Here is a 19,084-nt window from a genome sequence, read left to right on the forward strand (position 1 = left end):
CAGGAACAGGTTCCAGTCGACGGGTGCGCAGGGGCTGTTCCTGGGCGCGGTGGTCGGCCGGTTCACGGCAGGGTGAGCAGCCGGGCCGCGGTGTGCAGGTCGGCCCGCACCTCGGCGATCGAGGCGCGGCCGGAGAGCCAGGCGACCAGCGCCGAGTGCCAGGTGTGCTCGATCACCCGCACCGCCGCGCGCTGGCTCTCGGTGGGCGGTTCGGACTGGCCGATCGCGTCCAGGATGAGCTGCCCGGTGGCGACGCTGACCCGGTCCACCTCGGCCCCGACCGAGCGGTCCGCGAAGGACAGCGCCCGGACCATCGCCTCGGCCAGCAGCGGTTCGCGCTGCAGCGCGTGGAAGGCCCGGGTGAGGGTGTCGGCGACCCTCGGCGCCGGTTCGAGGTCGGTCGGCGGGTGCCGCCGGATGTGCTCGCGCAGGCCCTGGAGCTGCTCCAGCATCACCGCGACCAGCAGGTGCACCTTGGACGGGAAGTAGCGGTAGAGCGTGCCGAGGGCGACGTGCGCGCCCTCCGCGACCTCCCGCATCTGCACCGCCTCGTACCCGCCCCGCACCGCCAGCGCGGTGGCGGCCCGCAGGATGCGCCGGCGCCGTTCGGCCTGGCTCGCGGTCAGCGGCGGCTCGCCGGGCGGCGGTACGGTCGGCGGGACCGGCGGCAGCGTCGGAGGAGGGGGTGGCGGCAAGGGTGCTCCCGGGCGGGCGAGAGTGGCGGCGTGCTCCACATGGTCGGCAGGATTCGCGTGGTGGGAATCACCAGCCCTGGCTCCTGAGGAAAAGCTACGGGCCGGTATCTTCGAGGTCTCTCATTGTTCACGTGGTCGACGGCGAGTTCCCCGGCCACTGAAACCTGATCTACTTTAGCGACCGGAAGCACGACCGGCAGCACCGTCAGCAGCTAGAGAAGAGGGCCCGGGATGATCGCGCAGCCGCTGCGGATTGCCCTGTTGTCGTACCGCGGTGACCCCTTCTGCGGCGGTCAGGGCGTGTACGTACGACACCTCTCCCGGGAGCTGGCCAGGCTCGGCCACCACGTGGACGTGATCGGCGCCCAGCCCTTCCCGGTGCTGGACGAGGTCGAGGGCCCCGGCTCGGTGCGCCTGGTCGAGCTGCCCAGCCTGGACCTCTACCGCGCCGACGACCCGTTCCGCACCCCGGCCCGCGACGAGTTCCGCGGCCCGGTTGACGTGCTGGAGTACGCCACCATGCGCACCGGCGGCTTCCCCGAGCCGCTCACCTTCTCGCTGCGCGCCCGCCGGTACCTGGCCGCCCACAAGGGCCGCTACGACGTGGTGCACGACAACCAGACCCTCGGCTACGGCCTGCTCGGCCTGGCCCGGCACGGCTTCCCGCTGGTCACCACGATCCACCACCCGATCACCGTGGACCGGCAGCTGGAGCTGGACGCCGCCACCACCCGGGGCAAGCGGCTCTCGTTGCGCCGCTGGTACGCCTTCACCCGGATGCAGCGCAGGGTGGCCGCCCGGCTGGACCACGTGATCACCGTCTCCGGCACCTCGCAGCGCGAGATCGCCGAGCACCTGGGCGCCGCGCCGGGCGCGATCTCGGTGGTGCCGATCGGCGCCGACACCCGGCTCTGGTCGCCGTCGGACGCGGTCGAGCGCGTCCCCGGCCGGATCGTCACCACCTCCAGCGCGGACGTCCCGCTGAAGGGCCTGATCTTCCTGGTCGAGGCGCTCGCCAAGGTCCGCACCGAGCGGGACGCCCACCTGGTGGTGGTCGGCAAGCCGCAGAAGGAGGACGGGCCGGTGGCCGAGGCGGTGAGCCGCTTCGGACTGGCAGAGCACATCGAGTTCCGCAGCGGGCTGACCGACCGGGAACTGGTCGACCTCTACCGCTCGGCCGAGGTGGCCTGCGTCCCCTCGCTGTACGAGGGCTTCTCGCTGCCCGCCGCCGAGGCGATGGCCACCGGCACCCCGCTGGTCGCCACCACCGGCGGGGCGATCCCCGAGGTGGCAGGACCGGACGGGGAGACCTGCCTGGCCGTCCCGCCGGGGGAGGCGGACGCGCTGGCCGCGGCGCTCGGCCGGCTGCTGGACGACCCGCGGCTGCGGGCCGCGCTCGGTGCGGCCGGACGGGAGCGGGTGCTCGCCCGGTTCACCTGGGAGCGGGCGGCCGAGCTGACCGCCGAGGCCTACCGCGCGGCGATCGCCACCGGCGTCGGCGCCCGTGCCCGCTCGGGGCCGGGCTGGCGGTACGTGGCCTAGCCACGGCCCCGCCGTTGTCGGGCAGGCGGGGCTTGTCCGACGGAGCGTCAAGAACGCTTGGTAGCAAAAGGAATGGGAGTCCTGAAGTGCTGACCGTCGATTTCTCGCGCTTTCCGCTCGCCCCCGGCGACCGGGTGCTCGACCTGGGCTGCGGCGGGGGCCGGCACGCGTTCGAGTGCTACCGCCGTGGCGCCAACGTGATCGCCCTCGACCAGAACGCCGAGGAGATCGCCGAGGTCAGGAAGTGGTTCGCGGCGATGGAGCAGGCCGGTGAGGCCCCCGAGGGCGCGTCGGCGGTCGCGATGGAGGGCAACGCGCTGGCGCTGCCGTTCGAGGACGAGTACTTCGACAAGATCATCATCTCCGAGGTGATGGAGCACATCCCGGACGACAAGGGCGTGCTCAACGAGATGTTCCGGGTCCTCAAGCCGGGCGGCCTGCTCGCCGTCACCGTGCCGCGCTGGCTGCCGGAGAAGATCTGCTGGGCGCTGTCCGACGAGTACCACGCGAACGAGGGCGGCCACATCCGGATCTACCGGGGCGACGAACTGCTCGGCAAGCTCAAGGACGCCGGCCTGGAGCCGTACGGCACCCACCACGCGCACGCGCTGCACTCGCCGTACTGGTGGATCAAGTGCGCGGTCGGCGTCGACAACGACAAGGCGCTGCCGGTCAAGGCCTACCACCAGCTGCTGGTCTGGGACATCGTCGGCACCCCGGTGATCAGCACCCTCACCAAGGCCGCCGAGCGGGCGCTCAACCCGGTGATCGGCAAGAGCTTCGTCGCGTACGCCTCCAAGCCCAACCGCATCGAGCCCGACCGCATCGAGCCCGACCGCACCGCGGCCGACCACGCGCCGGGCGGGTCGGCATGACCGCCGCCGTTCCCGAGGTGCTGCTGCTCGACGGGGTGCTCGACGCCGAGCAGGCCGCCGACACCGTGCGCAGCATCCTGGCCGAGCAGCGCCCCGACGGCGCCATACCCTGGTTCGCCGGCCACCACCTCGACCCCTGGGACCACACCGAGGCCGCGATGGCCCTCGACACGGCCGGCGAGCACGCCGCCGCCGAGTCCGCCTACCGGTGGCTCGCGGCTGCCCAGAACCCGGACGGCTCCTGGTACGCGGCCTACACCGACGGCGTGGTCACCGACCGGGCCAAGGAGAGCAACTTCTGCGCGTACATCGCGGTCGGGGTCTGGCACCACCACCTCAGCACCGGTGACGACGCCTTCCTGGAGTGGATCTGGCCGGTCGTCCGGCGCGCCCTGGACTTCATCGTCGGAATGCGGCTGCCCGGCGGCCCGATCGCCTGGCGGGTCGACGAGGACGGCGCCGCCACCGACGAGGCACTGCTCACCGGCTCGTCCAGCATCCTGCACGCCCTGCGCTGCGGCCTGGCCATCGCCGAGTACCTGGAGGAGCCGCAGCCCGACTGGGAGCTCGCGGCCGGGCGGCTGGGTCACGCCGTCTCCCACCACCCCGAGCGGTTCCTGGACAAGGACCGCTACTCGATGGACTGGTACTACCCGGTGCTCGGCACCGGCCTGCGCGGCGACGCGGCGCTGGCCAGGATCGAGCGGGACTGGGAGCGCTTCGTCGTCCCCGGCCTCGGCGTGCGCTGCGTCAGCGACCGCCCGTGGGTGACCGGCGGGGAGAGCGCCGAGCTGGCGCTCGCGCTCTGGGCGATCGGCCAGTCCGACCGCGCGGTGGACATCCTGCGCTGGATCCAGAAGCACCTGCGGCACGAGGACGGCTCGTACTGGACCGGGTACGTCTTCGAGGACGACGCCATCTGGCCGGAGGAGCGCACCACCTGGACGGCCGGGGCGCTGCTGCTCGCGGTGGCCGCGCTCGGCGGGGACCCGGCGACGGTCGCGGTCTTCGGCGGGGAGCAGCTGCCCGTCGGGCTGGTGGTCGAGGACTGCTGCTGAGTCGGCGAACGCCGAACGCGCGAACGGCGAAGGGGCGAACGCCGAACGCGCGAACACGCGAAGGGGCGGGACCGGTTCTCCGGTCCCGCCCCTTCGCGTGTGCGTCCGAGCGCGTCGGCCCGCGGTCGGCCGGGCCGTCAGCCGCGCTGGATGCCCGTGGTGTCGGCCAGCACGCCCTGGCTGCCGTCCGGCAGCTGCGCCACCAGCGCGGCGCCGCGCTGCTCGACGGCCAGGTACCAGGTGCCCGGCACGACCTCGCCGACCGGGGCGCCGGCCGGGTTGTCCTTCGGGGCCAGCTGGCGCGGGGCCGGGACGGCGAACCAGAAGGGCTGGAAGTCCGCCGGGGCGGGCGCCTGCTGCGCGGCCGGGGTCGGCTGCGGGGCCTGGGCGGCGGCGTCGTGCGGCTGGGCGGCCTGGACCGGCTGGCCGGGCTGCGGCTGGCCGGCACCCGGGTAGCCGTAGCCGCCCTGGCCGCCGAACGCCGGGTCCTGGCCCTGGGCCGGGTAGCCGTACTGGCCGGCCTGGGCGGCACCCGGGTGGCCGGGCTGGCCGGGGTAGCCGTACTGGCCGGGGACGGCCGCCGGGCGGTCGGCGACCAGCGGGGCCTTCAGCGCGGGCACCAGGGCGCTCGCGGCGGCGGCGCCGGCCAGCACGACCAGGGCGATGACGCCGAGCCAGGCGCCGAAGCCGTGGCTGAAGCTGGGGGCCTTCGGGCCACCGCCCAGCGACCAGAGCGAGGTCCACAGCGCCGCCACGGAGAAGGCGATGCCCCACTGGTCCAGCCGCAGGCCGAGCACCTGGCGGGTGGCCGCGGCCGGGCCCTGGAAGCGCTGCACCAGGATCAGCAGGGCGGCGGCGATGCCCAGCAGGTAGATCGAGGGCAGGACGGGGAACAGTTCGGTGCTCCATGCGTTCTGCGTCGTGTCGCCGCAGTACCGGCCGCTGCAGTCCACGGTCCAGTAGGGCAGGAAGGAGGCGATGAAGAGCAGGACGGCCGCGCCCGCGACGGCGGCGTCTCCCCTCGTGAGAGCGCGCAGATTCACTAACGTTCCCCTCGTTGACGTGTCGTGGACGGTGGTTCGTACGGTCGGGCTGACCGGCCGAAACTCCCGAACGGACCAGAAGCCTAGGCCCAACCGTCCTGCCGGTGCACGGCGGGACCGGGAATGGGGCGAAGTCGTTGCAAACCGTGCGGTCCGGCCGAAGCGTCGTCCTGCGGGGGGCTGCGGCTCAACTCCCGCGTCGCTCTTCGGCCTTCTCCTGGGTCGTCAGGAACGCGGTCAGCGCGTCGGCGATCCCCTGGGCCGCTTGCTGGCGCCACTGAGGGTCCGTCATCCGCTTCGCGTCCGTCGAGTTGCGCATGTTACCGCACTCGATGAACACCTTGGGGACGGTGGAGAGGTTGAGGCCGCCCAGGTCGGAGCGGGTGTCCAGGCCGTCCTTGGCGATGTAGTCCGCGTACGGCTCACCGGTCGCGGCGTGGAACCGGTCGCGCAGCAGCAGCCCGAGCCGGTGCGAGGGATCGACGATCGCCGCGTTGTCCGCCTTCCCGGCCACCACCCTGGCGGGCATGATCACGTGGAACCCGCTGCCGCCCGCCGGGCCGCCGTCCCCGTGCACCGAGAGCGCGACGTCGGCGTGCGCGTCGGCGCCCGCGCGGGCGCGTTCGTCGATGCACGGGCCCCACGGGCGGTCGCCGTCCTGCACCAGCACCACCTTGGCGCCCCGGGTGGCCAGGATGGCGCGGGCCCGGCGGGAGACGTCCAGGGTGTACTCGGCCTCGGTGTAGCCGGCGTTGGTCTCGGTCCCGGTGGTGTCGCACTCCTTGCGGGCGTTGCCGATGTCCACCTGGCGGTCGATCTCGGCGGTGTGGGCGGAGTTGCCGGGGTTGTGGCCGGGGTCGAGCAGAACGGTGCGGCCGGCCAGGGCGGCGCCCTCACCGCCGGCGGCGGGCGGGGGCGGGGTCCCGGCGGGTGCGCTGTCGGTGGGCGCCGGGGCCACGGGTGGGATGAGGGGCGGCGCGGCCGCGCCGTCGGCGGTGCTCGGCTGTTCGGTCGCAGGAGTCGCGGGCGCTGCCGGAGTCGCGGGCGCCGAGGCCTGGGTGGCCGGGGCCGCGGTGACGCCCGCCGGGTCGGAGCGGTCGAGTGCCCGCCAGCCGAACCAGCCCGCCGTGCAGAGCGGAACGGCCACCGCGGCGGCCGTGGTGGCGCGCAGCAGGGCGGAGCGACGGGGCGGTCGGGGGGCGGAGCCGGTCACTGGTCGGTCAGATCCTGTCCTGGGTGCGCGGAGTCAGGCCGTAGCTCTTCGCGATCGCGTTCCACTTGTTCATGAAGTCCGTCTTCGCCTGGGTGGCCTGCGGGTTGAGCTCGTCGGCGTGCTTCTTGTCCTGGGTGGCCGGGGCCCTGCCGGTGCACCCCTGGGCGGCGACGGAGCGCGCCCAGCTCGCGTACGCCTTGTCGATGTCGGCGGACAGCTGCCAGGCGGACTTCAGCGAGTTCACCGCGTCCGCGCCTCCCGGTACGTCCGTGACGCTCAGCTGGGAGAGCTTGGCCAGCAGGGCGGTCCGCTGGGTCGCGCCGTTGTCGAAGGTCTGCGCGGCGCTCTCGATGTCGGCCTTCGGCGGGCAGCTGGTCACCTTGGCGACGGCGCTGCCGATCGGGGCCTTGGCGCTCTCGCCCTCGCTGAGCAGGGCGTCCAGCGCCTGGGCCTGGGCCTGGGCGCCAGGGCCGGGAGCGGTCGAGGTCGGGGACGGCGCGCCGGACGCGCTCGCGGCGGCGCTCGGCGCGCCGTCCGTACCCGTGGGCGCGGGGGCGGGCGGCAGGCTGTCCGCGCCGGTCGCCGGGGCGGAGGTCGGGGCGGGCGCGGCCTGGCCGTCCTTGTCGCCGCCGCCGCGGACGGCGAACAGCAGGCCGCCGCCGACCGCCAGCACCAGGAGCAGCGCGAAGCCGATCAGCAGCGGGGCCCTGCGGTTGGCCGGCCGCTCCTCCTCGCCGACGGGGCCGGTCGGGTAGTCGGGCTGGAAGGCGTACGGGGGCGGCGGGGCGGCGGCGGGCGGGGGCGGCGGCGCAGCGGCGGGCGGCTGCAGGAAGTAGTCGTGGCCGGGGTCCTGCTGCGGCACGTGGGACTGCGGGCCGGAGTGGGAGGGGAACGGCGAGGCCGCGGGCGGGGCGGCCGGGGGCGGCGGGGCGGCGGCGGGGAACAGCCGGGCGGTCGGCGGGTCGTAGCCGGGCGGGGTGGCCGGGTACGGGCGGGCACCCGGCGGCGGGCCCTGGTCGCCGACGGCGCCGGGCGCGGGCGGCAGGGGTGCGGTGGGCGCGGCGGGTGCCGGGGCGGCGGAGGCCTCGGACGCGGACCGGGCGTCGGCCGGGCGCTGCGGGCCGCGCACCCAGCCGCCGGCGCCACCGCGCGCGGTGGGGTCCCAGACCGCCGGAGCGCTGTTCTGCTGGTCCGTCATGTCGCTGCTGGCCCCCAACCGTCCGCCGATGCTCTGCCTGGTGCTGCGCGGCCACCGTACCGGTGGAACCCCCGCCCGACAGCCCTGGCACGACGTTAGAGCATCGGCTCGGGGAGGCGGGAACGAACGGGTGACCGGGCGGCGGGAACGCACGGGCCGCCGCACGGGCCGCCGCACGGGCCGCCGCGCGGCCGGGCTCAGCCGGCTGAACGGGCTCAGCGGGCGGCGCGGCGCAGGACGCGCAGGGAGCCGGTCACCGAGACCTCCTCGAAGCCCTCGGCCAGCGCCCGCAGGTACACCCGGTACGGGGCCTGGCCGCCGTCCGCCGGGTCCGGGAAGACGTCGTGCACCACCAGCAGGCCCTCCGGCGCCAGATGCGGGACCCAGCCCTCGTAGTCGCCGGTCGCGTGCTCGTCGGTGTGCCCGCCGTCGATGAACACCAGGCCCAGCGGGCGCCCCCACAGCGCGGCGATCCGCGGCGAGCGGCCGACCAGGGCCACCACGTGCTCCTCCAGCCCGGCCGCGTGCAGGGTGCGGCGGAACCGCGGCAGGGTGTCCATCAGCCCGACCTCGGGGTCGACCAGCGTCGGGTCGTGGTACTCCCAGCCGGGCTGCTGCTCCTCCGAGCCGCGGTGGTGGTCGACGGTCAGCGCGACCGTCCCGGCCTCCCGGGCCGCCGCCGCGAGCAGGATCGCCGAGCGGCCGCAGTAGGTGCCGATCTCCAGCACCGGCAGCCCGGTGCCGCGCGCCGCCGCCACCGCCGCCGCGTACAGTGCGAGCCCCTCGTCCACCGGCATGAACCCGGTGGCCCCCTCGAACGCCGCCAGCACCTCGGGCGCCGGTTCGGCGCTCAGCAGCAGGTCGGACATGGGTGCTCCTCGGGGTCGGGACGCGGGCGGACGTGCACGGACCCTACTCGACGGTAGCGGGAGCGGTGGCGCCCGGGGCGTCCGGTGTCGGCCGGGGCGTCCGGGCCGGTCGGGGTGTGGAACGCGTTCTAGTCGCGCTGCGCCGACCGTGCCAGAATCGGCGCGACCGTCGATCAGAGGAACACCGGCACCCCGGGAGCAGCACCATGCGCGCAGCCGTCCTGCACGAGACCGGCCAGGAGACCCTCGACGTGCGCGAGGACGTGACGGCCGTGGGCTTCGGGCCGGGCACCGTACGGGTGCGGATGCGCGCCGCCAGCCTCTGCCACTCGGACCTCTCCGCGATGAGCGGTGTGCTGCCGCAGCCCGCGCCGTTCGTCCCCGGGCACGAGGGCGCCGGGGACGTGGTGGAGGTCGGTGAGGGCGTCACCGGTCTCGCCGTCGGCGACCGCGTGGTGCTCTGCTGGATGGCCCCGTGCGGCCACTGCGACCACTGCCGCCAGGACCGCGGCCACCTGTGCGTCGCCAGCCTGCGCGGCCTCGGCGCCCCCGGCTTCCGGATCGCCGAGGGGGAGCTGAGCGCCTCCGGCTTCTACGGCACCGGGGCCTTCGCCGAGGAGGTCGTGGTCGCGGCGAACGCCGTCATCAAGGTGCCCGCCGACCTCCCGTACGAGGCCGCCGCGCTGATCGGCTGCGGCGTGACCACGGGCATCGGCGCCGCGGTGAACACCGCCGGGGTCCAGCCCGGGGCCTCCGTCGCGGTGATCGGGGCGGGCGGCGTCGGCGTGGCCACCGTGCAGGGCGCCCGGGTCTGCGGCGCCGGCCGGATCACCGTCGTCGACCCGGTGACCTCGCGCCGCGAGCGCGCCCTGGCGTTCGGCGCCACCGAGGCGATCGCGCCCGAGGAGCTGAAGGCGGTGGCCAAGAAACTGCCCGGCGGCGGCTTCGACCACGTCTTCGAGGCGGTCGGCCGCGCGGCCACCGTCCGGGCCGGCTACGACGCCGCCCGGCGCGGCGGCGCGGTGGTCGTCATCGGCGCAGGCGCGCAGGACGACCTCGCGCAGTTCACGATGGGCGAGCTGTTCTTCAACGAGAAGCGCCTGCTGCCCTCGCTCTACGGCGGGGCGACGGTGTCGCGCACCATCGGCCTCGTCGTGGACCTCTGGCGCGCCGGGCGGATCGACCTCGACGGCATGGTCACCCACCGGGTCGGGCTCGCGGACGTCAACGAGGCGATCGCGCAGATGCGCAGCGGTGAGGCGCTGCGGACGGTCGTGACGATGGGCTGAGGGCGCCGTTCCCCCGGCGGGCTCCGGAAACGGGTCGGGCCCGCCGGGGGAGTGGGGGCACTCCCGGCGGGCCCGCTGCCGGTTCGGTCAGCCCCGCGCCCCGGCCGCGCGGTGGCGGCCGTGCGGGTCGGTCTCCGGGCTGTCGTCGGCGGCGGAGCCACCGCGGTGGCGGCCGTGCGACGCGGTGTCCTTGGCCGTCTTCTCGTCGGCGTCGGTCCCGGTAACCGCGGGTCCGGTGGTGTCGGTGAGGGTGTCGGACATGAGAATCGTCTTTTCCGTGCGGAGGGTGCAGGTCATCGGCGCCCGGCCGGCGCCGGTGGCGCACGGTCGGGTCCCCGATCGGGCGCTCGGTACGCGCCCGCAGCCAGTGATCGCGGCCCGTGCCCCGGCCACCATAACGGCCGCGGCGGACGAGATCCTATCGAGATCGTGACGCGAGTCCCGGGCTGGTCGGAGGCCCGGAAGCGAGCCGACGGCCGCCCGGTCCGGGGTGGGTCGGGGACGCCGCGGCGGGGGACGGGCCGGGCCGACAACCGGCGCCCACCCGCGGCGGGTTCACTCGGATCGCCCAGCGCGGCGCCTCCGGGCCCGGAGGGCTACCGCCAGGTCAGCCCGGACGGCCGGGTCAGCCCGGTCAGCCCGGACGGCCGGTCCGCAGGAACGTGGCCAGCAGCTCGTGCAGGACGGCGGCGCCCTCGTCGGCGAGCACCTCGTGCCCGGATCCGGCCGCCTCGACGTACCGGAAGTCCTCGCCCTCGACCCGGCCGATCCGCAGCAGTTCGTGCCGCAGCGAGCGGGACTGGCTCACCGGCACGACCTCGTCCCGGTTGCCGTGCACCACCAGCAGTGGCGCGCTCAGCCGGTGCGCCAGCTGCAGCACGTCGCGCGGTCCGCGGGGGTCCGCGATCGGCTCGCCGCCGCCCAGCCGGGTGGTCAACGCCCGTACGGGGGGCGCCGATTCGGCCAGCAGCCGGGCACCGGACAGGAACGGCGCGACCACCGCGCAGCGGGCGACCTGCTCGGCCGGCGCGTGCGCCGCCGCCAGCAGCGCCAGGAAGGCGCCGTAACTGACCCCGAAGAGGGCCGGCGGCTCCAGGCCGAGAGCGGCGCGCTGGCCCGCGATGCCGTCCAGCAGGTGGAGGACGTCGTCCAGGTCCGGGCCGCCCCAGGCACCCCGGATGGCCAGCGCGTGCGCCACGCCGTAACCGGTGGAGCCGCGCTGGTTGGGGGCGACGACCGCCAGGCCCTCGGCGGCCATCCGCTGCAGCGCCGGCTCGAACTCCAGCCGCCAGGCGTCCGCCGGGCCGCCGTGCAGCGCCAGCACCAGGTGTGGGCTGCTCAGCCAGGCGTCCCCGCCGTACACCACGGCCTCCAACGGGCCTGCCGGGCCCGCCAGTTCCAGGCTCTGCGCGGGGTGCCAGCGGCCGCCGTCGCCGGGCGGGGTGCTGCCGTCGAGCCGCCAGCCCGGCGGTTCGGTCCGCACCGGGCGCACCCCGCCGGGCTGCCAGGGCAGGACGGTGTCCCGCCACGGGCCGGGCAGCCCCGAGGCCAGCGGCGCGAGTCGCAGTGGCAGCGGCGTCGGTCCGGAGGCGGCCGGGAGCGGGCCGTGCGCCAGCAGCGCGTCCACGTCGAGGGTGGCCAGCGCGGCCGGGTGGTCGGGCGAGGAGTACGGCAGCCGCAGCCCCGCCGCGTCCCAGTGACCGACCGCGCCGAGCCGCCCGGGCGGCACCGGCAGCGGGTCCAGCCGCCCGGTCGAGGGCCGCCACAGCGCGAGCGCCGATCCCGCGCCGTGGTCGATCTGCACCGCGACCCGCGGGCCGTCCGCCGCCACCCGCAGTGCCACCGGCCGCAACACCATGCCCGCGACGTGCAGGCACTCCGGGAACCGCAGCGGCTGCCCGGCGCCGAGGACGCCCCAGCCGAGCCGGTCGGTGCCGGGCGCGTCGCTGCGCACCATCGCGAACCGGCTGTCCGGGTCGAACAGCACCAGGCGGTCGTTGCTCTGCGGGCCGATCTCCAGCAGCGGGCTGGTGCGGCCGGTGCGCAGGTCGAGCACCACGCTGCGGACCAGGCCGGCGTTCACCCGGTCCAGCGCGAGCAGTGCGCCCGTACGGTCCAGCCAGGTGCCGCCGCCGTGCAACCCGGGGATCTCGGCGACCTGTTCGGGCTCGCTGCCGTCCGTGCGCACCAGCCAGGCGGTGGTCGCCGGGCGGGTGTCGCTGCCGAGCGCGACCGCCACCGGCGTCCGCGGGCCTGCGCCGTCCCGCGCCGGGAGCGGCAGCAGGCGCAGTCCGGCCATCCGCAGTGAGCCCAACTGCTGCTCCAGGGTGCCGGTTTCGCCGGGCGAGAGGCGGACCAGGTCGTGCCGGTCGCCGTCGTGCCGACAGGTCAGCACCGAGCCGTCCGACAGGGCGACCAGCTGCGAGCGCGGGCTCTCCGAGCGGTTGCCGGGCAGCGGCAGCGGGGTCGGCGCGGCCGGCTCGCCGTCCGGCGGCAGTCGCCAACTCTCCACGTACCAGCCGCTGTCGGCGGCGGAGGCGAGGCAGGCGGCGTGGCTGCCGTCGGCGGCGAAGGCGAAGCTCAGCCGGCGCAGGGCCTGGGTCGCGGTCCGGGTGGCCACGTTCATGCTCCGCTCACCCCGGTGGTGCCGGACGGGTCCGTTCGGTCGGACGGCTGCCGGCGTACGGCCGGTGGTGCCGGGGCCGGCCGGAGCCGGGGCCTGCCGTCGTGCCGCAGCCGGGCGGCCACCCAGCTGCCCAGGGGCTGCTCGGTGATTCGTTCCTGCACCAGGAAGACGGAGTCCTCTTCTTCGATCAGTTCGAGGGGGCGCGGCGCCGGCCCCCGCCCCGCCGGCCGGTCGAGCAGCGCGGCCTCGTCCCGCAGCGCCTCGCGGGCGTCGGTGCCGGCCAGTGCCGCCCGCGTCGTCTTCGGCCACGAACCCGCCGCTCCCGGTCCGCGGTCCACCGATCCCCTCGCCCCGGCCGTACGCAGCGATGTGCCCGCCCCCATCCGCCACCACATCCCTTCGTCGCGGCCGCAGTCCCCGGGTGCCCACTGCTCGCTCGGCACCCGGGCGCGCGGCCCGGCCTGATCGGTTCCCTCGGAAGGAGCGGCGGCGCCGCCCCGGTGCGGGAGCGCCCACCCGGATCCCGTCCGGCCCGGCGTGGCATCCGCCCGACTGCTGGCCGTGGCTGCCGCCGGGGCAACTCCCGTTCGCAGGAGTGAAGTTACTTTCGAGCCAACCGAAGCCTCAACGCAGAGCCGGTCACTTCACTCGTAAGGGTGATCAGGGCGCGGTTTCGAATTCGTACGAGAACACTGCTGTGAGTAACGGGCGCCCGGCGCGCGGCCGCGTACGGAGCGCGTGGAGACCGCCGGGCGCCTCCCGGCGCGGATTGACGCGCACCCGTACGCCCACAGCTCCCGCGTCCGAACGGCGGCGACGGTTCCCCCGGCAGCCCGCCGAACGGCCGAGGCCCGACCGCCCCCGCGCGCACGGTAGTCTCGACAGGTGCCGAAACTGTCCGACGTCATCACCGCGCTCGAAGAGGTCTACCCCCCGCAGTGGGCGGAGTCCTGGGACGCCGTCGGCCTGGTCTGCGGAGACCCTCAGGCCGAGGTCAACCGTGTGCTGTTCGCCGTCGACCCCGTCCAGGCGGTCGTCGACGAGGCCGTGGAGTGGGGCGCCGACCTCGTGGTCACCCACCACCCCCTCTACCTGCGCGGCACCACCAGCGTCGCCGCCACCACCTTCAAGGGCCGGGTGGTGCACACGCTGATCACCAACGGCATCGCCCTGCACGTCGCCCACACCAACGCCGACCACGCCGACCCCGGCGTCTCGGACGCCCTCGCCGAGGCGGTGGGCCTGCGGGTGACCGGCCCGCTGGTGCCGGACCCGACCGACCCGCTGGGCCGCCGCGGCACCGGCCGGATCGGCCTGCTGGAGCCCCCGCTGACCCTCGCCGCCTTCGCCGCGCAGGTGGCGAAGGGCCTGCCCGCCACCGCCGCGGGTGTCCGCGTCTCCGGCGACCCCGACCGGCTGATCGGCCGGGTCGCGGTGTGCGGCGGCTCCGGCGACAGCCTCTTCGCCGACGTCCGGTCGGCCGGCGTGGACGCCTACCTGACCGCCGACCTGCGTCACCACCCGGCCTCCGAGGCTGCCGAGGCGGCGCCCGTCGCGCTGCTCGACGCCGCCCACTGGGCCACCGAGTGGCCCTGGCTCACCCTGGCCGAGCGGGCCCTGCTGGCCGCCGCCGACAAGCGCGGCTGGGCCGTGGAGACCAAGGTCTCCCACCGGGTCACCGACCCGTGGACCGCGCACGCCCCCATGTCCTTCACCGCCTGACCCGATTCACAGGAGCACTCCGCTTGAACGCCGCGCCCGCCGACCAGATCCGCCTGCTCGACCTCCAGGCCATCGACTCGAAGCTCGACCAGCTGGCCCACCGGCGCCGGAGCCTGCCCGAGCACGCCGAGATCGAGAAGGCCACCGCCGACCACACCGCCCTGAAGGACCTCGTCGTCGCCGCCGAGGCCCAGAAGGGCGACACCGCCCGCGAGCTGGCCAAGGCCGAGCAGGACGTCGAGCAGGTCCGCTCCCGTGCCGCCCGCAACCAGCAGCGCCTGGACTCCGGCGCGATCACCTCGCCGAAGGACCTGGAGAACCTCCAGCACGAGATCGGCTCGCTCGCCAAGCGCCAGGGCGACCTGGAGGACGTCGTGCTGGGGATCATGGAGCGCCAGGAGAGCGCCACCAGCCGGGTCGAGGAGCTGACCGCCCGCCTGGAGCACTCCACCGTCGTGCTCAAGGAGGCCGAGGGCCGCCGCGACGCCGCCTTCGCCGAGATCGACGCGGAGGCCGACAAGGTCAAGCGCGACCGCGAGACCATCGCCGCCGTCATCCCGGCCGACCTGCTGAAGGTCTACACCAAGCTGCGCGAGACCCAGGGCGGCGTCGGCGCGGCCCGCCTCTACCAGCGCCGCTGCGAGGGCTGCCGCACCGAGTTCTCGATCACCGAGCTGAACGCCATCAAGGCCGAGCCGGCCGACAAGGTCGTCCGTTGCGAGAACTGCTCGCGGATCCTGGTCCGCACCTCCGACTCGGGCGTCTGAGCCGGTGACGGCGCGCTTCATCGTCGAAGCCGACGGCGGGTCCCGGGGCAACCCGGGGCCGGCCGGCTACGGCGCGGTGGTCCGCGACGGGGACACCGGGCAGATCGTCGCCGAGGCCGCCGAGTTCATCGGCCACGCCACCAACAACGTGGCCGAGTACAAGGGCCTGATCGCCGGGCTCAAGGCGGCCCGGGAGCTGGACCCGGACGCCTCGGTGGACGTCCGGATGGACTCCAAGCTGGTCGTCGAGCAGATGTCCGGGCGCTGGAAGATCAAGCACCCCGACATGCAGCCGCTCGCCGCCGAGGCGCGCACCGTCTTCCCGCGCGCCAGGGTCACGTACACCTGGATCCCGCGCGAGCGGAACAAGGACGCCGACCGGCTGGCCAACGAGGCGATGGACGCGGGCAAGGCCGGGCGCCAGTGGGAGCCCCGCAAGCCGGCGGCCGCCGCCGTCGAGGAACCCCTGCCCGAGCCCCCCGCCGCCAAGGCCGGCTGGGCCGCCCCCGCCGACCTCGGCACCCCCACCACCTTCGTCCTGCTGCGCCACGGCGAGACCCCGCTCACCCCGGAGAAGCGCTTCTCCGGCAGCGGCGGCAGCGACCCGGAGCTCTCCGACAAGGGCCGCTGGCAGGCCGAGCGGGCCGCCGAGGCGCTGGCCGCGCGCGGCAGCGTCCAGGCGGTCGTCGCCTCCCCGATGCGCCGCACCCGGCAGACCGCCGAGACCGTCGCCGCCCGGCTCGGCCTGGAGGTCCGGTACGAGGACGGGCTGCGCGAGGTCGACTTCGGCGACTGGGAGGGCCTGACCTTCGCCGAGGTGCGGGAGCGGTACCCGGACGACCTGACCGCCTGGCTCGGCTCCGCCAAGGCCAAGCCGACCGGCAGCGGCGAGAGCTTCACCACGCTCACCCACCGGGCCGGCGTCGCCCGGGACAAGATCCTCGCCCGGTACGCGGGGAAGACCGTGCTGGTGGTCTCGCACGTCAGCCCGATCAAGACCCTGGTCCGGCTGGCGCTCGGCGCCCCGCCGGACTCGATGTACCGGATGGAGCTGTCCGCCGCCTCGATCTGCGCCGTCCAGTACTACGCGGACGGCAACGCCTCGCTGCGGCTGCTCAACGACACCTCGCACCTGCGCTGACCCGCCCCTCGGGGGGAGGGTCAGCGCACCTCGGTGACCACCACGTCCAGCTGCCACGGCTTGCGCGCCGTGCCCTGGGCCGCCAGCTCCACGTGGTGGCCCAGGTCCAGCAGCGCCTCCATCAGCGCGTCGGGGGTCTTCGGCTCGGCGCCGGCGAGCAGCAGGTCCCGGACGATCCGGCCCTTCGTCGCCTTGTTGAAGTGGCTGACCACGGTGCGCTTGCCGTCGCGCTCCTGGAGCACCCGGACGGTCGCCGTGCGGGAGGCCACCTCACCGGCCGGCTTCCAGGCCGCCGCGTACGCGGAACTGCGCAGGTCCAGCACCAGGCCGTCCGCGACGTCCGGAAGCACGGAGGCCGTCGCGCTCCGCCAGTACGCGCCGAGCGCCCCCAGCTCGGGGAGTTTCACGCCCATCGAGCAGCGGTAGGACGGGATCCGGTCGGAGATCCGCACGGCGCCCCAGAGGCCGGAGAAGACCAGCAGCGAACGCTCGGCCCGGTCGTACGCGGCCTCGTCCAGGGTGGCCAGGCCGAGGTTGTCGAACAGCACCCCGGTGTACACCTCGCCCGCCGGGCGGGCGCCGGCCGTCGGCAGCGCGGCGTTCCTGGCGATCTCGCCGCGCAGGCCGGGGGAGAGGCCGAGCACCCCGGCGGCGGTGTCCTCGTCGCCCCGGCACAGGCCCACCAGCGCGTCCAGCACCGCGCCGCGCGCCGCCGTCAGCCCGGGCAGCGACAGCCGCTCCAGCTCCACCGGCGCGCCGTCCCCGGACCCTGACTTGCCCTCCGAGGGCGGCAAAAGCACCAGCACAGCGGACACCTCGACAATCTGTTGCAGACGAACCCCGCAACCCTACTGCGGCCGCCGCCCCGACCCCGCCCCCGCGACCACGGCGGCCCCGGCCCCCAGCGCGGCACAGAGCGGCGAGTAGTACCGCGCGTTCAGCCGGCGGAACCGCTCCGAGCGCTCACCGACCCGCCCGAACACCACCGGACCGGCCAGCCCGCGCGCCAGCAGCACCACCGCCACCGTCCGCACCCCGGCCCGCCGCAGCCGTCGCGGCCCCACCGCCGGCAGCACCCCGGCCTCCGCCCCCACCAGGTACGCCCCGGCCCCGAGCGCCCCCGCCACCACCAGGCACGCGGACACCGGCGGCACCCCGTCGCCCCGGCCCACCACGGCGTCCGCGAACTCCTCCGCGGACCCCAGCGGCCACGGCGTCACCGTCCACACCGCGTGCAGCACCCCGGTCGCCCCCAGGACCGCGGCCACCGCGCCCCCGGCCGCCCGCACCACACCACTCATCGCCCGAACCCCCTTCGTGCACCGTCGGCTGCCCCCACCGTACGAGCGCTTACACCGGTCCGGGCCCCCGCCCGCCGGAGCCGGGGAAGCCCGCGCCCGCCTGCCGCCGCTCCCGCGCCCGCCCGCCGCCGCTCCCGCGCCCGCCCGCGACACGCCCGCCGCCGCCCCGGCGCCGCCACCCGGACGCGCCGCCCACCCGCCCGGGCACGTCCCGCGGTGGGAGGATCGGTCCGTGCCCGCCCCCCAGCCCCGCACCGCCGCGCCCGCGCCCGCCCTCGGGCCCCGCCGCCGTCTGCTCGTCCTGGCGATCTGCTGCCTGAGCCTGTTCATCGTCGGCCTCGACAACACCGTGGTGAACATCGCCCTGCCGGTGATCCAGCGGGACCTGGGCGCCCCGGCGTCCGGGCTGCAGTGGATCATCGACGCCTACACCCTGGTGCTGGCCTCGCTGCTGATGCTGTTCGGCTCGGTGGCCGACCGCTTCGGCCGCCGCCGGGTGTTCCAGACCGGCCTGGTCTGCTTCGCGCTCGGCTCGCTGCTGTGCAGCCTGGCACCGAGCCTGGGCTGGCTGGTGGCGTTCCGCGCGCTGCAGGCGGTGGGCGGCTCGATGCTCAACCCGGTGGCGATGTCGATCATCACCAACACCTTCACCGACCCGAAGGAACGGGCCAGGGCGATCGGCGTCTGGGGCGGCGTGGTCGGCATCTCGATGGCGCTCGGACCGCTGCTCGGTGGCTTCCTGGTGGACGGCGCGGGCTGGCCGTCGATCTTCCTGATCAACGTCCCGGTGGCGCTCGCCGCCATCGCGCTGACCGCCCGCTTCGTCCCCGAGTCCCGCGCGCCCCGGCCGCGCCGACTGGACCCGGTGGGCCAGCTGCTGATGATCGTGCTGCTCGGCTGCGGCACCGCCGCGATCATCGAGGGTCCGGCCAACGGCTGGACCTCCCCGCTGATCCTCGCCCTGGCCGCGACCGCCGGGGCCGCGCTGATCGCCTTCCCGCTCTGGGAACGGAGGGTGGCCCAGCCGCTGGTGGACCCGCGGTTCTTCGCCAGCGCGCCGTTCACCGGCGCCACCGTCACCGCGGTCTGCGCCTTCGCCGCGCTCGGCGGCTTCCTCTTCCTCAACACCCTCTACCTCCAGGACGTCCGCCACTACAGCCCGGTCGAGGCCGGCCTGTGGACCCTGCCGATGGCCGGGATGATGCTGGTCTGCGCGCCGCTCTCCGGACGGATCGTCGCCGCCCGGGGCCCGCGCCTGCCGCTGGTCGCGGCCGGCCTCGGCATCGCCGCGAGCGGGCTGCTGCTCACCCGGCTCGCCGCCGACTCCCCGCCGGCCCTGCTGCTGGTCGCGTACGGGCTGTTCGGCTTCGGCTTCGGCATGGTGAACGCGCCGATCACCAACTCCGCCGTCGCCGGCATGCCGCGCGCCCAGGCGGGGGTGGCGGCCGCGGTCGCCTCGACCAGCCGTCAGGTCGGCCAGTCGCTGGGCGTGGCGGTGATCGGCACGGTCGTCACCTCGGCCGTGGTCGGGCCGGTCGCGACCGGCTTCGCCCCGGCCAGCCACGCCGGCTGGTGGATCCTGGTCGGCCTCGGCGGCGCGGTCCTCGCCCTCGGACTGGCCACCACCACCGCCTGGGCGAGCGCGACGGCCGCCCGGGTGGCGGCCCGCCTCGGCTCCGAGGCACCGCCCGTCCGGTCCGGTGTACAGGAGGCACCGCCCGAGCGGCTACGATGACCACTACGGC

The 19,084-nt window shown here is 75.5% G+C and carries 18 protein-coding genes; 8 read left to right on the forward strand and 10 right to left on the reverse strand.

Features of this window, described 5'->3' with window-relative positions; translation table 11 throughout:
* Nucleotides 1-62: 62 nt before the first annotated feature.
* The gene (locus ACWDBB_RS10650) at nucleotides 63-695 is read right to left on the reverse strand and encodes a TetR family transcriptional regulator (protein WP_449789218.1); all 633 of its coding nucleotides are present in this window, start codon (nucleotides 693-695) and stop codon (nucleotides 63-65) included.
* Between the two features lie 231 nt (nucleotides 696-926).
* Between ACWDBB_RS10650 and ACWDBB_RS10655 the strand changes: the two genes are divergently transcribed.
* The 3 genes from ACWDBB_RS10655 (at nucleotide 927) to ACWDBB_RS10665 (ending at nucleotide 4,170) form a co-directional block, all read left to right on the forward strand.
* Nucleotides 927-2,237, forward strand: coding sequence for a glycosyltransferase family 4 protein (locus ACWDBB_RS10655; protein ID WP_449789219.1), 1,311 nt, complete (start codon nucleotides 927-929; stop codon nucleotides 2,235-2,237).
* 86 nt (nucleotides 2,238-2,323) lie between these two features.
* Nucleotides 2,324-3,112: a class I SAM-dependent methyltransferase gene (locus ACWDBB_RS10660; protein ID WP_449789220.1), complete on the forward strand. Its 789-nt coding sequence runs from the start codon at nucleotides 2,324-2,326 to the stop codon at nucleotides 3,110-3,112.
* Nucleotides 3,109-4,170 carry a prenyltransferase gene (locus ACWDBB_RS10665; protein ID WP_449789221.1) on the forward strand — a complete coding sequence of 354 codons (1,062 nt, stop codon included), beginning with the start codon at nucleotides 3,109-3,111 and terminating at the stop codon, nucleotides 4,168-4,170. The genes ACWDBB_RS10660 and ACWDBB_RS10665 overlap by 4 nt, the downstream gene beginning before the upstream one ends.
* Before the next feature lie 137 nt (nucleotides 4,171-4,307).
* Here ACWDBB_RS10665 and ACWDBB_RS10670 read toward each other — a convergent pair whose 3' ends face one another.
* The 4 genes from ACWDBB_RS10670 to ACWDBB_RS10685 form a co-directional block, all read right to left on the reverse strand.
* Entirely contained in the window at nucleotides 4,308-5,213 is a 906-nt protein-coding gene (locus ACWDBB_RS10670; RefSeq protein ID WP_449789222.1) for a hypothetical protein, read from the reverse strand.
* 187 nt (nucleotides 5,214-5,400) lie between these two features.
* On the reverse strand, nucleotides 5,401-6,426 hold the full coding sequence (locus ACWDBB_RS10675; protein WP_449789223.1) for an N-acetylmuramoyl-L-alanine amidase: 1,026 nt from the start codon (nucleotides 6,424-6,426) through the stop codon (nucleotides 5,401-5,403).
* Between the two features lie 7 nt (nucleotides 6,427-6,433).
* The gene (locus tag ACWDBB_RS10680; RefSeq protein ID WP_449789224.1) at nucleotides 6,434-7,624 is read right to left on the reverse strand and encodes a hypothetical protein; all 1,191 of its coding nucleotides are present in this window, start codon (nucleotides 7,622-7,624) and stop codon (nucleotides 6,434-6,436) included.
* Between the two features lie 215 nt (nucleotides 7,625-7,839).
* The gene (locus ACWDBB_RS10685) at nucleotides 7,840-8,493 is read right to left on the reverse strand and encodes a class I SAM-dependent methyltransferase (protein ID WP_449789225.1); all 654 of its coding nucleotides are present in this window, start codon (nucleotides 8,491-8,493) and stop codon (nucleotides 7,840-7,842) included.
* A 206-nt stretch (nucleotides 8,494-8,699) separates the two neighbouring features.
* Here ACWDBB_RS10685 and ACWDBB_RS10690 point away from each other — a divergent pair, with 206 nt between their 5' ends.
* Complete coding sequence (locus ACWDBB_RS10690) at nucleotides 8,700-9,782, forward strand: alcohol dehydrogenase catalytic domain-containing protein (protein WP_449789226.1); 1,083 nt, start codon at nucleotides 8,700-8,702, stop codon at nucleotides 9,780-9,782.
* Between the two features lie 87 nt (nucleotides 9,783-9,869).
* On the opposite strand, the gene ACWDBB_RS10695 is transcribed toward ACWDBB_RS10690, so the two are convergent.
* From ACWDBB_RS10695 to ACWDBB_RS10705, 3 genes are all read right to left on the reverse strand, one after another.
* Nucleotides 9,870-10,043: a hypothetical protein gene (locus tag ACWDBB_RS10695; RefSeq protein ID WP_392869578.1), complete on the reverse strand. Its 174-nt coding sequence runs from the start codon at nucleotides 10,041-10,043 to the stop codon at nucleotides 9,870-9,872.
* A 373-nt stretch (nucleotides 10,044-10,416) separates the two neighbouring features.
* On the reverse strand, nucleotides 10,417-12,408 hold the full coding sequence (locus tag ACWDBB_RS10700; protein ID WP_449789227.1) for an alpha/beta hydrolase family protein: 1,992 nt from the start codon (nucleotides 12,406-12,408) through the stop codon (nucleotides 10,417-10,419).
* Nucleotides 12,405-12,746 carry a hypothetical protein gene (locus ACWDBB_RS10705; protein WP_449789228.1) on the reverse strand — a complete coding sequence of 114 codons (342 nt, stop codon included), beginning with the start codon at nucleotides 12,744-12,746 and terminating at the stop codon, nucleotides 12,405-12,407. The genes ACWDBB_RS10700 and ACWDBB_RS10705 overlap by 4 nt, the downstream gene beginning before the upstream one ends.
* 547 nt (nucleotides 12,747-13,293) lie before the next feature.
* Between ACWDBB_RS10705 and ACWDBB_RS10710 the strand changes: the two genes are divergently transcribed.
* Genes ACWDBB_RS10710 through ACWDBB_RS10720 form a run of 3 tightly spaced genes read left to right on the forward strand, consistent with a single transcriptional unit; the run spans nucleotide 13,294 to nucleotide 16,038 of the window.
* Nucleotides 13,294-14,130 carry a Nif3-like dinuclear metal center hexameric protein gene (locus tag ACWDBB_RS10710; protein ID WP_449789229.1) on the forward strand — a complete coding sequence of 279 codons (837 nt, stop codon included), beginning with the start codon at nucleotides 13,294-13,296 and terminating at the stop codon, nucleotides 14,128-14,130.
* A gap of 23 nt (nucleotides 14,131-14,153) precedes the next feature.
* Complete coding sequence (locus ACWDBB_RS10715; RefSeq protein ID WP_449789230.1) at nucleotides 14,154-14,897, forward strand: zinc ribbon domain-containing protein; 744 nt, start codon at nucleotides 14,154-14,156, stop codon at nucleotides 14,895-14,897.
* A gap of 4 nt (nucleotides 14,898-14,901) precedes the next feature.
* Entirely contained in the window at nucleotides 14,902-16,038 is a 1,137-nt protein-coding gene (locus tag ACWDBB_RS10720) for a bifunctional RNase H/acid phosphatase (RefSeq protein ID WP_449789231.1), read from the forward strand.
* A gap of 20 nt (nucleotides 16,039-16,058) precedes the next feature.
* Here the strand turns inward: ACWDBB_RS10720 and yaaA are convergent, their stop codons facing one another.
* Together yaaA and ACWDBB_RS10730 are read right to left on the reverse strand one after the other, a co-directional pair.
* On the reverse strand, nucleotides 16,059-16,844 hold the full coding sequence (gene yaaA, locus ACWDBB_RS10725) for a peroxide stress protein YaaA (RefSeq protein WP_449789232.1): 786 nt from the start codon (nucleotides 16,842-16,844) through the stop codon (nucleotides 16,059-16,061).
* Between the two features lie 42 nt (nucleotides 16,845-16,886).
* The gene (locus tag ACWDBB_RS10730; RefSeq protein ID WP_449789233.1) at nucleotides 16,887-17,339 is read right to left on the reverse strand and encodes a DUF3995 domain-containing protein; all 453 of its coding nucleotides are present in this window, start codon (nucleotides 17,337-17,339) and stop codon (nucleotides 16,887-16,889) included.
* Between the two features lie 232 nt (nucleotides 17,340-17,571).
* On the opposite strand from ACWDBB_RS10730, the gene ACWDBB_RS10735 reads away from it, so the two are divergent.
* The gene (locus ACWDBB_RS10735; RefSeq protein WP_449789234.1) at nucleotides 17,572-19,074 is read left to right on the forward strand and encodes an MFS transporter; all 1,503 of its coding nucleotides are present in this window, start codon (nucleotides 17,572-17,574) and stop codon (nucleotides 19,072-19,074) included.
* Nucleotides 19,075-19,084: the final 10 nt, after the last annotated feature.

It is taken from the genome of Kitasatospora sp. NPDC001095 (genome assembly GCF_053598615.1).

What these genes read in the sequence shown, in the direction of transcription:
- ACWDBB_RS10655 (WP_449789219.1), top strand. Translation starts at nt 927, where the DNA reads ATGATCGCGCAGCCGCTGCGGATTGCCCTGTTGTCGTACCGCGGTGAC.
- ACWDBB_RS10665 (WP_449789221.1), top strand. Translation starts at nt 3,109, where the DNA reads ATGACCGCCGCCGTTCCCGAGGTGCTGCTGCTCGACGGGGTGCTCGAC.
- ACWDBB_RS10680 (WP_449789224.1), bottom strand. Translation starts at nt 7,624, where the DNA reads ATGACGGACCAGCAGAACAGCGCTCCGGCGGTCTGGGACCCCACCGCG.
- ACWDBB_RS10685 (WP_449789225.1), bottom strand. Translation starts at nt 8,493, where the DNA reads ATGTCCGACCTGCTGCTGAGCGCCGAACCGGCGCCCGAGGTGCTGGCG.
- ACWDBB_RS10690 (WP_449789226.1), top strand. Translation starts at nt 8,700, where the DNA reads ATGCGCGCAGCCGTCCTGCACGAGACCGGCCAGGAGACCCTCGACGTG.
- ACWDBB_RS10695 (WP_392869578.1), bottom strand. Translation starts at nt 10,043, where the DNA reads ATGTCCGACACCCTCACCGACACCACCGGACCCGCGGTTACCGGGACC.
- ACWDBB_RS10700 (WP_449789227.1), bottom strand. Translation starts at nt 12,408, where the DNA reads ATGAACGTGGCCACCCGGACCGCGACCCAGGCCCTGCGCCGGCTGAGC.
- ACWDBB_RS10730 (WP_449789233.1), bottom strand. Translation starts at nt 17,339, where the DNA reads ATGAGTGGTGTGGTGCGGGCGGCCGGGGGCGCGGTGGCCGCGGTCCTG.